Below are 15,271 nucleotides of genomic sequence, written 5' to 3' on the forward strand. Positions count from 1 at the left end.
CAAATGGATAGAAAACGATAAAGAGAGATTTGGGAAAAAGCTTCTCACGTCTCTCTTTATGGACAAAGGAGTCTGAATAAACATGAAGATAGCCGCTTCATCTATTTTATCCTGTGTGCTGCTCCTTGCGCTTTTTATCCCGAACCGGCACATTTCTGCAGAGACTTCAAATGAACAACCGGACTGCCGTCCGGAAGGGCTTTGGGACTCAGGCGTTGAACATGTGCCGTACTGCGATGTATACGACCGGGACGGCCGTGAAAAGCTTGCCAATCAGTTAGACCGGAGAATCATCGGGTACTTTACAAGCTGGCGTACTGGAAAAGGCAATCAAGATCGTTATTTAGTAAATGATATCCCCTGGAAGTACTTGAGCCACATTAATTATGCGTTTGCCCACATCGGGGAAGATCATCGGATTTCAGTCGGAGATGAGACAGATGAGAACAACCCGTCCATCGGGATGACCTGGCCGGAGCATTCCGATGTAAAAATGGATCAAACCTTGCCGTATAAGGGGCATTTTAACCTTATCCATCAATATAAAGAGAAATACCCGAATGTAAAAGTTTTGGCGGCTGTCGGCGGTTGGGCCGAAACCGGCGGTTATGTTGACAGGGACGGGAAGCGGATTCCAAGCGGCGGCTTTTATTCGATGACAACGAATGGAGACGGATCTGTAAACCACAAGGGTATTCACACCTTTGCGGAGTCGGTCGTTGCGTTTCTCAGAAAATACGAGATCGATGGAATCGATATTGACTATGAGTACCCTACATCAATGCAGGATGCAGGGAATCCTGCAGATTGGAACATCGCCAATCCGCGGCGCAACGGGTTAAATAAAAGCTTTGAGGCATTGATGAAAATATTAAGAGAAAAGCTTGATCAAGCGTCCGCTGAAGATGGAAAGTACTACATGCTGACCATTGCAGCGCCATCATCGGCATATTTACTGAGAGGGATGGAAACGTTTAAGCCGCTTCGATATGTCGATTATGTCAATATCATGTCCTATGATCTTCATGGAGCCTGGAATGAGTTTGTCGGACCGAACGCTTCTTTATTCGATAACGGCGAAGATGCCGAACTCAAGCATTCCAACATATATACTACGCCGGAATACGAAGGGATCGGATATTTAAATACGGACTGGGCTTACCATTATTTTAGAGGAGCTATGGAATCGGGGCGAATCAATATCGGTGTTCCTTATTATACGAGAGGCTGGAAGAATGTGAACGGCGGAGTAAACGGGCTGTGGGGAACATCCAAAAGCGCAGATTGTCCTCAGGGACTCAGGCAATGCGGTGACGGAGCAACCGGAATCGATAATATTTGGCACGATAAAGATGAGCAGGGGAATGAAATTGGAGCAGGGGCAAACCCGATGTGGCACGCCAAAAACCTTGAAAAGGGCATTGCCGGTTCTTATCTGGAAAGGTATGGATTGAGCAAGGCTGATTTGACAGGCGCTTATCAAAGGCATTATGACGCGGGGCTGGCAGCGCCTTGGCTTTGGAATCCAGAAAAGAAAGTGTTTCTATCGACAGAGGATGAGGAATCGATCAAAACGAAGGCGGATTATGTCGTTGATAAAGGAATCGGGGGTGTCATGTTTTGGGATTTGAGCGGTGATTATGACTGGTATCCCGAACGAAACGGCAATAAAGGAGAATACGATATTGGCAATACTTTAACGAGCACGCTGTATCACAAATTCTCGGATACAACACCATACGATAACCGGCTCAGCACATCGCCTTTTCCTGATGAATCATTGGATGTAGACATAGAGCTGACGAACTTTCCATTAGGAGATCAAAATTACCCGATCCACCCGGTAATGAAGCTGATCAATAACAGCGATGTCACGATTACGGGAGGTTCTGTTATCGAATTTGATGTGCCGACATCCACTTCCCCTCGGTTTGGAAGCTGGAGCGGCGATCAAGTTGAAGTGATTGCTAAAGGGCATACGGGACCGAACATTGGCGGACTGACGGGAGATTTCCACCGCATCGGAGTGACTCTATCAAGCTGGAAAACGATTAAACCTGGTGAGGCGGCGGAGTTTCAGCTTGTTTATTATTTGCCGATCAGCGGCCCTTCAAATTTCACGATATCAATAGATGGAAAAAAGTACAGGCTTAATGTGAAGTAAGTGTGCAGCCGTTAGATATAACAGCCCGTTCCAAAAGGAAGCGGGCTGTCTTCGTGTGTTATTGGGCGCTGTTTTTCCAGTTGCTCAAATTGTCAAACACTTCTTTTGTAATCCGGGTGCCTCTGTTGTACGAAGAGCCGCCGTATACTCCATTTGTGTGGACGGCAAGCGAGCATGGACCGCTGCAGTTCGTTCTTGAACTGCTTTGTTCGAATACCGGTGAACCGCTCTGGCCTCCGTACGTGTCCATTGCATACTGCAATTTATACGTTTCGGAGATGGCAATCGGTCCTGAATGCTGCCATTGTGTGCCTGTTGTTTTATCGCCTGGATAACCGCTGATAGTAACAGTTGTCCCGACAAGTGATGAAGTGGTGTACGAGTATCCGAAGTATCCGACAGTATTGCCGATTGGTTCGCTTAGTTCGATTGCACCGTAATCGTAATTGGTGTTACCGCTTCTCCATCCTGACGGAATAAAGTAGCGCGTCGATTTAACAGAGCCGTAAGGGTAGCTTGTCCCGTTCCGTCCCGGCGAAACAGTAGCTGTCCCGGCAAATGAACCGCTTGATGTGTCATAGATGCAATGTCCGGCTGTTGCGACGGTTTTCGGACCGATCATCCATCCGGTGCACGAACCGATGCTGCTTGAAATATGAACGATCGCTCTGTACGGATATGCGCTTGTGTTGGTCACCCTTGTCCGATCATCAGAACCAATCACCGATTTAATGCTGTAAGGAGCTTTGGCGGAGGACTCTTTTGCCGTTTTTTCCTTTGTTTCATTCACTTTGCCGGTGCCTGTAAATGCCTTTGAATACGAGCCGTATTGATCGTTTTTCATGTTTGGATCATAGGTAACCGATGTTTCCGCTTTGTATGAAGGATCGCTTGAAACAGGAGAATGAGGCGATGGTGCGGCTTGGGCCGGGTGGATACCTAAAGAATAAATAGAAATACCAATGAGACCTGTGATCAAACCTCGTTTAACACTCTTTTTACTAACCAAATCGTATCACTTCCTTATTTTGTTGTAAGTTCAAGTTAGATATTAACAAAATAATTCTGAATTTTCCATATGTTTAAAAAAGATCATACTAGAGGCATGTATTAACATTTTGTTTGATCATATTGATACCGGGTAATGTACATGAAGAAAAGAAATTGAGGGGGGTTTAAGTTGTACAGTGATTTAAAAGGAAAAACAGCAATTGTGACCGGTTCTTCAAAAGGTATAGGCAAGGCGGTTGCAGAACGGTTTGGAAAAGAAAAGATGAATGTGGTTGTCAATTATCACAGCGATCCCGGAGGCGCACGGGAAGCCGTCGACAATATTCAAGCAGCGGGCGGAAACGCCCTTGCGGTAGAAGCTGACGTGTCTTCTGAAGAGGATATAAAAAAGCTGATTAAATCAGCAGTTGAACATTTCGGCTCACTTGATGTCATGGTCAATAATTCAGGATTTAACGGCGCAGAAGCCCTCCCGCACGAACTTGAACTTGGTGAATGGCAGAAAGTGATCGACGTTAATTTAACCGGTACGTTTCTCGGCGCACGGGAAGCCTTAAGATATATGGCGGACCGCCACATGAAAGGGAGCATACTCAATATATCAAGCGTTCATCAGCAAATTCCGAGGCCGAAAAATGTTCATTACTCCGCTTCAAAAGGCGGAATGAAGCTTTTGACAGAAACGCTTGCCCTTGATTATGCGGACAAAGGAATCCGCGTCAATTCGATCGCGCCGGGAACGATCGCAACCGAAAGCAATGAAGACTTGGAGGGAAGCCACAAGTCGGCACAGCTGAAAAAGATACCGATGAACGAATTTGGCGAGCCTGAACAAGTGGCTTCCGCAGCGGCATGGCTTGTGTCGAAAGAAGCCGCCTATGTAACGGGCGCGACTTTGTTCGTTGACGGCGGTATGACGCTTTACCCGTCACAGCTGGAATAGCAAGTGCATTTTTCAGCTCCCGTTCTGCCTTTTTCGAATGGCGGAATGGGGGTTTTTTATTGCGTCACCTTTTATATCCTGTTTTTGTATATAATAGTTAAAAAGATGAGTTTAATAGCTTTAATGCTATTACAACTTAACTAACAAGGAGATTATAATGCAAAACAATGTCGTTCACATTGCCTTCGGCGAATCTGCCGGCGGCAGTATCAACATGATGCTCAAACAGTCGGGAGGAACCCAGGAAAAGAGTCTGATCGTCATTCCTGAATTATTTTCCATCGGGCCGCTTCAAAACCTGGAAATTAAAGAAGGCAGGGTCAATCGTTATGAATGGTTGAAAACATATCTCAATGACCGATTTCACGAGCTTGGAGAGATATACAGCCGTTTTGAAGATGCGGTTTCTGCATTAAGCCGTATTCAGGAGCAAGCCTCCGTCTTTATGTGGACGGGCGATCATGCACACGAACAAACGGGCCTGAGATTTGTACATCATATCCTTCGGCAAATGAACCTGGCTGTTTTCCATCTGAATACGTCGAAGTACTTTCCCTATACCCGAAGTTCTGGTGAATTGAATGATGAAAAACTGAGATTCATTTATGAACAAGGGGATCAGTCGGCTTTGACAGCCGCTGAAAGACGGGGCCTTGCGGAGGAATGGACAGCGCTGTCTCAGCAGACAAGCGTGTTGCGAGTATGGGAAGACGGCAGAATTAAAAGCGTGAAAGAAGACTTTTATGATTCGTTCATCATCGGCAAGCTCGCACAGCTTCAAAAAAACCGTTCAACCAATACCTTTATCAACTGTCCCCGCCTGATCGGCGAAGTCATTGGCCATCTGAAGGAGAACATCGGAGATGAATTCATCGAGTACCGCATTTTAGAGCTGATCCGCAAAGGCATTTTTGAGATGGAAGGCGTACCAAAAGGAATGAGATATTTTAGCATAAGGTTAAAATCGCCATTTAAGTTCACCATTTAAATCCAATTATCTCAATTTTCATGAAACGATTAATGGTATATTTCGTATACATAAGGAGACGAAAATGAAAGAGAGGTAGACAGGATTTGGTTCGTGAACAGTTAAAACAAAAAGCGCAGTCCATCAGTAAGGTTCCCTCACATTATCAGCTCATGATCGAAGATTACGGAGAAAAGGACGAAAAAGAGAGGCCGGTTTTTTTCGTCTGGCAGGATATTGAAGAGCCGGATCAGGACATATCGGTAGAGTTAGATCATCACGGCCGCTTAATCAGTTTGACAAAAGAGTATGAACCGGCGGTCGAGGAATCTCTTCCAGAGGAAAGGCTGCTGAAAATCGCCCTTCAGTTTACAGAACAGCATTACCCGAGTGCGTCTCATGAATTTGTTTACCATGAAAAGAAGGAAACAGAACAATTCGTCCGTTTTACGTATGTTCAGACTGTCCTTGATCTTCCGCTGCCGCAAACAGGCTTTTACGTCAAGGTCGCCAAGAACGGAGAGGTGATGGAGTTTCGCTATAACGGTGGAACAAGCTCTTTCTCCATTCCAAAGCAGATCGCTGATAAGGAATCGGTGACAGCCGATTATCTTAAACATATTCAATTCGAATTGGCGGTCGAAAAAGTCCGCAGTGAGCTTTATGAAGGGGGAGATGATCGCCCGCATCTCATTTACGAAGCAGACTTGCCGTTTTTCAGCTATCCTGCCGATATCACGGGAAAATGCCATATGAAGCCTGCGGCGGATGAAGAGGAAGAGGAGGAAACATTGCCGCTCCCTTTGCTGCCTGAGGCTGACCGTCATGCTGATATCGATGACATGATCGGCTATACTCCTTCGATGCGGAAAATCCGTGAAACCGATATGGGAGAGTCAATTGGAACGGTATGGCGCCTGGGAAACGAACCTGAGCCGAGAGACCGGAGTATAGCCGGCTATTTCGAAACATGGAACAAAAATACGTTGAAAATCATGAAAGATAAAAAGTCAGGGAAGCTCAAAGGGGTAGCTTCTTTCATCAAATCAGAAGGACACCTTTCCTTGAGCGTGGAAGACTGCTTGAAACGGGCGCTGCAATTTTTGTACAAGCTTTATCCCGGCGCAGATCAGCTTTTTCGAATGCATCCGGCGGAAAATGACGGGGACAGGCAAAACGCTTTTTTTCAATTTGATCTTCAATACAAAGAGGTGCCGTTAAGGCTTGGCTCTGCCAATATCAGTATCAGTCGGACAACCGGCAGGGTCGTCGGTTATAACGGTCCGGAAATCGAGCCGGAAGCGCTGGCCGATCTGAGTCCTTCGCCATCTATTTCAGAGGAAGAAGCGAAAGCGGTTTTTGCAGCGGCATTTGATGTGAAGCTGCAATGGGAAAGGGATTACAGTCGGGAAAAGGATGACTTCTACAGGCTTATTTACCGGCCGGTCTACCCGTACTTTATCGATGCCCATGACGGAAAGGCGTTTATGAGCAAAAACATGTAATAAACGGCGGCTGGCTAAGGCACAAAGGCCCCCGGCCGCCGTCTCTTGTAAGATCAGGTGTCGTCCTCTGTCCCAGTGGAGATCGGATGGTCGGGGTAGCTGATCCAATCGCTCCAGCTGCCGGCATACAGCTTCACATTTTCAAATCCGGCTTCTTTCAGGCCGAGCACATTTGGGCAGGCTGATACGCCCGATCCGCAATAGACGACAATTTCACTGTCCGGGTCTAAAACAGCATAGTGCTGTCTGAGTTGTTCTTTGCTTTTCCATAATCCGCTTTCGGTCAGATTGCCTTTCCAAAAAAAGTTTTTGGCTCCGGGAATATGGCCGGCCCGGTGATCGAGTGGCTCGTTTTCCCCTGTGTATCGGGAAGGATCACGCGCATCAATCAGGATGGAGCCTTTTCTGCCGATTCGCTTCAGCACGTCTCCGGCATCAAGGAGTTCGTTTTCTCTGAGCGCCGGCTTAAACTCGCGCTGGATAGGACGGGGAACCTCGGCGGTCATCGCATAGCCCGATTTGATCCAGTTGGACAGCCCCCCATCCATAATATAGACGCTGTCATGCCCGAGGTAGTGAAGCTGCCACCAAAAGCGCGCTGCAAACATGCCGCCGCTGTCATCATAAACAATGACATCTGTTTCCCGGTCAATGCCGATTTTCCCAAGCTTTGCGGCCAGACGGTCAGGGTCTTGAAGCGGATGTCTGCCGCCGTGCACTTCCGCATTACGCGACAGATCCTCTTTTAAATCAATGTAAACGGCTCTCGGCACATGGCTTTTCGTATACGTTTTCCGGCCTTCGTCCGGTTTTGTCAAATGAAACCTCACATCGACAATAACCGTTTGGTCCGGATTTTCCCTTAATCGTTTGTATACCCATTCAGGGCTTTTCAATACTGACAATCCGATCCCTCCGCTCCCCTTTGTTTTTTCTCGGGTTCTGATAATAGAAGAATAGCTTTCTTTCAAGGGGAATGTCAAAGATAAATCCCGAAATCGTCATCACCTAAATGAAACAGAATATGATAAAGGTGACGACATCATGGGGGTGACTAATATGGCAGTAGTTAAGGCTTCTTCTAAAGATATCAATCTTTTGGCCAGACTTTTGAGAGCGGAGGCTGAAGGCGAAGGCGTGCAAGGAATGCTGATGGTCGGAAATGTCGGAATCAACCGCATCAGGGCAAACTGTTCCGACTTTGTGGGACTTCGCACCATTCCGCAGATGATCCATCAGCCGCATGCGTTTGAAGCCGTGACGCACGGTTATTTCTATCAAAGGGCACGGGAAAGCGAAAGGCGCTTGGCGCGCAGGGCGATCAACGGAGAGCGGCTCTGGCCGGCAAAGTTCAGTTTGTGGTATTTCAGACCGGCAGGGGCGTGTCCCGCACAGTGGTATAATCAGCCGCATGTCGGCCGCTTTAAAGCGCATTGTTTTTATGAGCCGACAGCGGAAGAGTGTGAGAATGTCTATAATACGTTTTAATAAAAACATCCCTTTTCAACGGATTTTGAAAAGGGATGTTTTTTGATCAAAATAACTCTGCAAGTCTTTCGTAAGACTGCTTCTTATCTTCAAACCGGTAAACGTTCGTCAAAACCATAAACTCATCTGTTTGATACCGGTCAGAGAGCTCGAGCAGTTTTCTTTTGACCGTTCGAGGAGACCCGATCACCATACGGCTGCGGTTGTGGGCAAGCTTTTTTTTATCGGCAGCGGTGTAAGCGGAAGATTTTGCCTCCTCAATGCTTGGGACAAGACTGTCCAATCCTTTTTCAACTCTTAGAAGCCATAAATCCTGGCTCAAGCAAAGCTCCTCAGCTTTTTCATCGGATTCCGCACAAACGACGAAAACGGCGGCCAAAGATTGGGGGCGCTTAAAGAAAGGAGAAGGCCGAAAGCTTTCCCGATATAATTGAAAGGCGTTCCTCCCTCTTGCGGAATTGATGAAATGTCCGAATACGTATCCCGCTCCCATGTCACCAGCCAATTTCGCGCTGTTTTCTCCAAGCCCTAAAAGCCACACCTCCGGCGGCGAATCCGTCAAAGGGGCCGCTTTGATTCCGAAATAATCGTGTCCGGAAGGGACGGAATCAGTCAAAAAGCCCAACAAGTCTTGAAGCTGTCTCGGGAATTCGTCCAGGCTTTTATGAACCCCGTCTGTCAGCGCCAGCCTCGTTTTGGCTGTGCCTCCCGGAGAGCGGCCGATCCCCAGGTCAATCCTCCCGGGATAAAGGGCTTCAAGCTGCCGAAAGCTTTCAGCCACTTTAAAGGGACTGTATTGAGGAAGCAGAACACCGCCCGAACCGACGCGAATGTTTGCAGTTTTTGCCGCAATGTGTGCGATCATGATTTCGGGAGCGGTACTGGCAAGTCCGCGTGTGCTGTGATGCTCGGCAAACCAATACCTTTTGTACCCCCATTGATCCGCGAGCTCCGCCAGCTCTGCAGAATGCTTCAAGGCTGAATACGCATCTGAGCCTTTTGATATTGGAACCTGGTCAAGAACACTGAGCTGCATCATTTGTCACCGGCCTTCCTTTTCAGTAAGACAAGCATATGAAAAACAGCAGGAAGGGTCAAATCGAAGAGAATACGAGAGTTAAAACAAGATGAGTCAAAACATGACACTGCTGAAACAAAAACGAAATATAAATGTAATATAAATTGACGCCTATTGTCGAAAATAGATGGTATAATAACGTCTGTACATCGGTAACGGATATATTAATCATAGGTCATAAGATTCATTTTTTAATAATGTTCAAGCGAATTTACATAATGAAAAAACAAGAATACATAAAGGAAAGAGGAGTAGAAAGTGAAAAAAAAGGTTTATACTTTTGGTTTAGCGTCGATTCTCGGAACAGCTAGTCTATTTACCCCCTTTATGAACAACACGGCATCGGCAGAAACCTCTCAGCAAAAACAAGAAATTCAGCAAAAGCGTTCTGAAGTGAATTCAGGCATCGAGGGCAAGCGGAAAGAAATCGCCAAGCTGCAAGACGAGCAGAAAAAGCTTGAAGCCAAAATCCAAGAGCTTGATAAAAAAGCACTTGAAACAAGCAACAAAATCGAAGACAAAGAAAAAGAAAACAAAAAAACCAAAAAAGAAGTGGAAGCTCTGAAAAAAGAAATCAAAGAAACTGAAAAGCGGATTGAAGAGCGTTCAAAAGTGATTAAAAATCGCGTGCGCAGCCTGCAGGAAAACGGCGGATCCCAAAACTATCTGAATGTCCTTCTGGGCGCACAAAGCTTCGGAGATTTTATCACTCGTGCAACGGCTGTTTCAACAATTGTTGACGCGGATAAAGACCTGCTTGACGAGCAGGAAAAAGATAAAAACAAGCTTGAAAAAGCAATGTCTGACTTAAATACAAAACTGGATGAAATCCAAAAAACTTTAGCCGATTTAAAAACGCTTAAATCGGATCTTGATAAACAGCTGAAAGAACAGGCGAACCTTTCTAAGCAGCTGCAAACGAAACAGGCGGCAGCAGAATCAGAGCTGAGCGATCTGAAAAAAGAAGCGGGCTCACTGACAAAAGAAGAAGCCGCTCTTGAACAAAAACTTAAAGAAGAAAGAGCTGCAGTGGCTGCAGCAGCAAAAGCGAAAGAAGAATCTGCTACGGCTGAAAAGTCAGACTCAGGATCAAACTCAGGTTCAGTCAGCAAATCCAACGGATCGTCCAACAGCGGTTCTTCAAGCAGCAAGAAAAGCAGCAGCCCGTCAAGAAACTACTCTTCCGGTTCTGTTGTCAGCAGCAATGGAAACGCAATTGAAGCTGCCATCAGCACAGGTTCAAGCATCGTCGGCAGATCTCCGTACGTATGGGGAGGCGGACGTTCTCAAGCTGATATCGACAACCGTCGTTTCGACTGCTCATCATTTGTGCGCTGGGCTTATGCATCAGCAGGTGTAGAGCTTGGATTCGGTGCGACAACAAGTACGCTTGTCGGCAAAGGACGAGCTGTGAGCGCGTCTGAAATGAAGCGTGGAGACTTGGTCTTCTTTGACACATACAAAACGAATGGCCACGTGGGTATTTATCTTGGCAATGGAACATTCTTGAACGATAACAGCTCACGCGGGGTATCCGTCGATTCTATGAGCAACCCGTACTGGAAAGCGCATTTCAGCGGAGTTGTCAGACGGGTCGTTGAATAAAATATCATACAGAAACAAACGCCGTTCCTGATCGGGAGCGGCGTTTTTATATTACAGCGGCAAGTCGCGCTTTTTAAAGATGAGAATGCTGAGTGCGAAGGCGGCAAAACCGACCGCGGCAAGAACAAGAGACACTTGAGCGATATCGGCGCTCCCGTTTACAATATCGCCAGGTCTGAATAAAGAGAAAACCGACAGGCTCCTCATCCATTCCGTCTTTTCGCTTAGTTTGCCGAGCAAGTCGAAGCTGAAGAATAAAAACGTGATGCCTCCGGAAAGTCCGAGGGCTCTTTTTTCGTCATTTGAAATGGCCGAAAAGAGGAACGAGATGCCGCCGACGGCAAAGAAGAGCAGAAAGCCGAGCAAGTTCAGAACGAGAAACCTTGACACATTAAAATCGTAATCACCGCCCAGCATCAAATGGTAGCCAGCCAGCCCGGCCGCTGTCGTCACGGCCATAATGATCAAAAGACCTGTCGTTAAAACGGCTGCTTGGGTGAAAGCCACTTTGCCGCGCGTTGTCGGCGCAGACAGAATATAGGCCATTGACCCTTGATCCACGAGCTTTGCCAAAAGCTTAGTCGACAGCATGACAGAGAAGATCGACAAAATCACGATAAAGATTAAACCGTAATACTCTCCAGACATAAAATCTTCAAGATTCCCCAGTCCGTTTTCAAACCCAAAAGCATTGAGAAAGCCTTCCGGCATCGATTTGATCATTTTCTCAATATCCTCCGCATTGCCCGCGATGCTTGGATAAATGCCCAGTATCAAAAGAATATAGAAAGCGGAGCCTACCCCGTAGCTTATGATTCCTTTCATGTTTGTTCTCATCATTTGTTTGTACAGGGAGAAGTTCATTTCACTGTCCCCTTTCTGTCATAGTAGTTCATGAAAATCTCTTCCAGGCTTTGTGAAGAAGAATCAATGTGCCGAATGTGATATTTGGCGGTTTCTTTAATAAATTGATCATGGTTCCCTAAAACGGCCACTTTGACACGATTGTCCGTCCGGGATTCGATTTGCAGACCCGAATTCATGAAGGCGGGAATGTCGCCCTTTTTTTCAAATGTAACTTCGAATACCTTTCGCTGCATCGACTGCAGTTCATGGATATCTTTGACGGCAATGATGATGCCGTCTTTTATAATGGCGGCTCTGTCACAGGTTCGTTCGATTTCAGGAAAGCTGTGGGAAGACATTAAAAACGTCGTTCCTCTCGCTTTTTCTTCGAGCACGATTTCAATAAACACTTTTTGCATCAGCGGATCGAGGCCTGATGTCGGTTCATCAAGAATGATGACTTCAGGGCTGTGCATAAAGGCAGCGACAATCCCGACTTTTTGCTTCATTCCTTTCGACATTTTTCTGATCGGCGTATGAACATCGAATTGGAGCCGTTCGATGAGTTCATTGCGCTTAGCTGTATCTTTTAAACCGTGCATGTTTGCCATGAAATCGAGAAATTGTTTTCCCGTCATTCCTTCGATAAATGCAATCTCTCCGGGAAGATAGCCGATATGCCGCTGAATGTCGCCTTGATGATTCCGGACGTTCATTCCGTTTACTTTGATATCGCCTTGATCAGGCTTCATAAACCCCATGATATGTCGAATGGTTGTTGATTTTCCAGCTCCGTTTGGACCTAAAAATCCAAACACTTCACCTTTTTGAACATGAAATGAAACATCAAATATACCTTTGCCATTGGAAAACTTTTTCGTAAGACGTTCAACTGTCAGCATGTGACACCTCCAAAATGAAAATTATGAAATAATAGTGATTAATAATTACAAAACTAATTTTACGTTCTTATGAACTTTTTTGTCAACGGAATTAGTGAAATATTTTTATGTTATAATTTCATTAAGAAAGATATGTAAGGATGGTTATATGAACGGATTTGAAAAAAGGGCTTTGCTGATTAAAGAGAAAATCAAAAAGACGGCTTTGGATATGCTCAAAACATGGGAGCCAAAGCGCATCCGGATAACCGATATCGCAAAAGCGGCAAATGTTTCGCAGGTGACGATCTATAATTACTTTGGAAGCAAAGAAGCGCTCCTGAAAGAGGTTTTCAAAGACTATATCGATCAGTCCATCAGCGATTTTGAAGAATATATGAACAAAGATATTTCCGTTAAAGAAAAGATCGAATTGATGATTTTGCAGAAAAGGGAAGCCAATAATCAAAAATTTGCTCTAACGGTCGTCAAAGAGGTGATGATCGAAGACAGTGAAATAATGGATTATGTAAAGCGGCAATACGATGAAAAAATCATTCCCCTTATGCTCCAAATGATTGAAAAAGGTCATCGGTCAGGCGAAATCTCTCCCAAGATCACCGCGGAAAGCTTTCTCATCTTTATGAATATGATCATTGAACATTCAAAAACTCTGGGTGAAGCCTTTGAAAAAAACAGACAGTTTACAGAGGAAATGATGCATATTTTCTTTTATGGCTTGTGCGGCAGACCGTAGATGTGCTTTTATAATAAAATTGTCATCTCTGTCATTTCTGTGAACCGCTGAAACAATTTCCTTGCTTTTCCGTATATAAGGCAGATACAAAAAACGAAAGGATTTACTAAACGATGAAGCACTCCTTTTTCTTTTTTATGTTCATTGCCTTTTTTCTCGTCACAGGCTTTTCTGAAGCAGGCAAATCCTTTTCGATCGAGCGGGCTGATATACGCGCGACAGTAAAAGAAAACGGTAATTTAAGCGTAGAGGAAGTTTACACATACGATTTTAAAGGCTCTTTCGAAGGGGCGACAAGATCGTTCAGCGAAGAAACCGCGAGCCGCTTGAAGAATTTTAAAGCCTATCTGCTTCCCAATCATCAAAAAAAAGGCGATCAAGCCATCCCGTTGAAGACAAAGAAAGAAGACGGGACTTATTATGCTTATTCGGCATCAAAGGATGAAACAAAAAAAGTGATGTTTCGCTATGTGATCGAAGATGCCGCCCAAAAGTTTGAAGACACGTCGATTTTGATTCATTCATTTTACCAAAAGGCAAATACGGATTTCGGCCGGGTAAAGATTGAAGTGCATCTGCCTGATTCGGTAAAGGCACGTGATATTCATGCGTTTTTGCGTGAAAAAGGAAACGGAAAGATTACGAAGGTGAACGATTCATCAGTCATCTACGAGACAGGACTCTATCGCGCAGGCACGGGCTCGGAACTGAGGATATATTTTCCGCAGAGCGCCTTGAAAGAGGCGGTCCGGCACCCTTCTTATCAGACAAAGGATGAGCTGCTGAAGGAGGAGAAAGACGAGGCGAAACGCTACGCCGATCGGGATGAACGGATTGCCGGCGCAGACAGGATGATTTGGATATTTTCGGGGATTGTCGGGTTCATGGTCATCATGGCTGTCATGCTTTCGTTTTTGAAGAAGAGACGCCGTGCCATGCTTTCGTTTGCAGAACTCGAGTCCTTAGATCCTGTACTTGTCGCTTTTCTTTACAAAAAAGGCCGTTTCACAGACCGTGATCTCCTGGCCGGCATGCTTTCGCTTTATCAACGGGGATTGGTCACTATGCGGAAGGTACAGGCGGAAGAAAGGTTTCTTGACGATCCTGAGGCGCCTGATGACACATACCAATTCGAATTTTCCGGGAGCAAGGCGGATTTGCCAAAGCCTGATCAGCTCTTAATTGAAAAACTTTTTGAGCAAACGGGCAGCGATACCTATATGTTCAGGCTGGATTCCCTCAGCGGGCCGACTGAGGAAGAATGCAAGCATAAGGAACAGCTGGGCAAATATGAACGAAAGAGGATCATTCTTCAAAACGTGGTTCAAAAATGGACGGAAAGTGTCAGACAAGCGCCTGAATTCAAGGAGCTGTTTCAAGAAAACCGCTGGCTGAGAATGCTGTCGCTTTCACTGCTTTCGGTCCATACCGGACTCCTGCTCTTTATCCTGTATGCAGACGTGGTGCATCAGGCCGGATTCATGGCGGCTTGCGTCATATTTGGCTTTGCACTGTCGGCGGGCATTGTTCTTGCAAAATCAAAGCTGTATACGATTTTGTTTTTGGCCGGCTTGTTTTTAGCATCTGTGTTTATCGACAGCATCCATACCATTTTGTATTACGGCATATGCGTCGGGCTGTCTATCTTATTGATTGCCTTCATTCCGGCCGTAAGAGAGAGCAGGTACGCTTCCATCTGCCGAAGATCGATTCTTTCTTGGAGAAACCATCTGAGAAAAGAAGATTTGTTTTCAGGGAGAAGCCTGTCTCAAAACGAAAAGACGATGATCTATGCAATTGTGCTTGAAGTTGAGGATGAATCTGCAGGATGGTTTAATCAATCAGCAAACAGGCTTGATTACGCTTCCCCTGTCCTGGGTATGGCCGCAGCAGGCTGTTTGCATTATCCGTTTTACAGCTGGCAGCTGCCGTCTTCGCAGGAGCACGCCGGGGCATATGATGCGGGCGGTCCCGGAGCGGGCGGAGGCGACGGGGCAGGAGCTTTTTAAGCAGAAAAGGGGCCTAT

The 15,271-nt window shown here is 45.9% G+C and carries 13 protein-coding genes; 8 read left to right on the forward strand and 5 right to left on the reverse strand.

Annotated features, from left to right (window positions below; translation table 11 throughout):
• Positions 1-82: 82 nt before the first annotated feature.
• Positions 83-2,164, forward strand: coding sequence for a glycosyl hydrolase family 18 protein (locus M1D59_RS01745; protein ID WP_035337317.1), 2,082 nt, complete (start codon positions 83-85; stop codon positions 2,162-2,164).
• A 58-nt stretch (positions 2,165-2,222) separates the two neighbouring features.
• Here M1D59_RS01745 and M1D59_RS01750 read toward each other — a convergent pair whose 3' ends face one another.
• The gene (locus tag M1D59_RS01750; protein WP_195258638.1) at positions 2,223-3,173 is read right to left on the reverse strand and encodes a trypsin-like serine peptidase; all 951 of its coding nucleotides are present in this window, start codon (positions 3,171-3,173) and stop codon (positions 2,223-2,225) included.
• 171 nt (positions 3,174-3,344) lie between these two features.
• On the opposite strand from M1D59_RS01750, the gene M1D59_RS01755 reads away from it, so the two are divergent.
• The 3 genes from M1D59_RS01755 to M1D59_RS01765 all read left to right on the forward strand — a co-directional run bounded on the left by M1D59_RS01755 (position 3,345) and on the right by M1D59_RS01765 (position 6,590).
• Positions 3,345-4,118 (forward strand): glucose 1-dehydrogenase, encoded by a 774-nt coding sequence (locus M1D59_RS01755; RefSeq protein WP_020450052.1) that lies wholly within the window; start codon positions 3,345-3,347, stop codon positions 4,116-4,118.
• 157 nt (positions 4,119-4,275) lie between these two features.
• Positions 4,276-5,106 (forward strand): DUF1835 domain-containing protein, encoded by an 831-nt coding sequence (locus M1D59_RS01760; RefSeq protein ID WP_025810799.1) that lies wholly within the window; start codon positions 4,276-4,278, stop codon positions 5,104-5,106.
• An 86-nt stretch (positions 5,107-5,192) separates the two neighbouring features.
• Complete coding sequence (locus M1D59_RS01765; protein WP_035337312.1) at positions 5,193-6,590, forward strand: YcdB/YcdC domain-containing protein; 1,398 nt, start codon at positions 5,193-5,195, stop codon at positions 6,588-6,590.
• 53 nt (positions 6,591-6,643) lie between these two features.
• Here M1D59_RS01765 and M1D59_RS01770 read toward each other — a convergent pair whose 3' ends face one another.
• Positions 6,644-7,495 carry a sulfurtransferase gene (locus tag M1D59_RS01770; RefSeq protein ID WP_035339249.1) on the reverse strand — a complete coding sequence of 284 codons (852 nt, stop codon included), beginning with the start codon at positions 7,493-7,495 and terminating at the stop codon, positions 6,644-6,646.
• Positions 7,496-7,649: 154 nt separating this feature from the next.
• Between M1D59_RS01770 and M1D59_RS01775 the strand changes: the two genes are divergently transcribed.
• On the forward strand, positions 7,650-8,078 hold the full coding sequence (locus M1D59_RS01775) for a cell wall hydrolase (RefSeq protein ID WP_023857795.1): 429 nt from the start codon (positions 7,650-7,652) through the stop codon (positions 8,076-8,078).
• Between the two features lie 46 nt (positions 8,079-8,124).
• Here the strand turns inward: M1D59_RS01775 and M1D59_RS01780 are convergent, their stop codons facing one another.
• Complete coding sequence (locus M1D59_RS01780) at positions 8,125-9,117, reverse strand: LLM class flavin-dependent oxidoreductase (protein ID WP_231562562.1); 993 nt, start codon at positions 9,115-9,117, stop codon at positions 8,125-8,127.
• Positions 9,118-9,414: 297 nt separating this feature from the next.
• Between M1D59_RS01780 and M1D59_RS01785 the strand changes: the two genes are divergently transcribed.
• Positions 9,415-10,761, forward strand: a complete 1,347-nt coding sequence (locus M1D59_RS01785) for a C40 family peptidase (RefSeq protein WP_128823225.1) — start codon at positions 9,415-9,417, stop codon at positions 10,759-10,761.
• A gap of 51 nt (positions 10,762-10,812) precedes the next feature.
• On the opposite strand, the gene M1D59_RS01790 is transcribed toward M1D59_RS01785, so the two are convergent.
• Entirely contained in the window at positions 10,813-11,625 is an 813-nt protein-coding gene (locus M1D59_RS01790) for an ABC transporter permease subunit (RefSeq protein WP_195258625.1), read from the reverse strand.
• Positions 11,622-12,509, reverse strand: coding sequence for an ABC transporter ATP-binding protein (locus M1D59_RS01795; RefSeq protein WP_212110303.1), 888 nt, complete (start codon positions 12,507-12,509; stop codon positions 11,622-11,624). Before M1D59_RS01795 ends, M1D59_RS01790 begins: the two co-directional genes overlap by 4 nt.
• A 148-nt stretch (positions 12,510-12,657) precedes the next feature.
• On the opposite strand from M1D59_RS01795, the gene M1D59_RS01800 reads away from it, so the two are divergent.
• A complete protein-coding gene (locus M1D59_RS01800) occupies positions 12,658-13,245 on the forward strand; it encodes a TetR/AcrR family transcriptional regulator (protein ID WP_023857800.1) in 588 nt (195 codons plus the stop codon).
• 113 nt (positions 13,246-13,358) lie between these two features.
• Positions 13,359-15,254: a DUF2207 domain-containing protein gene (locus M1D59_RS01805; protein ID WP_458117739.1), complete on the forward strand. Its 1,896-nt coding sequence runs from the start codon at positions 13,359-13,361 to the stop codon at positions 15,252-15,254.
• Positions 15,255-15,271: the final 17 nt, after the last annotated feature.

The organism is Bacillus sp. PK6-026, from assembly GCF_054161455.1.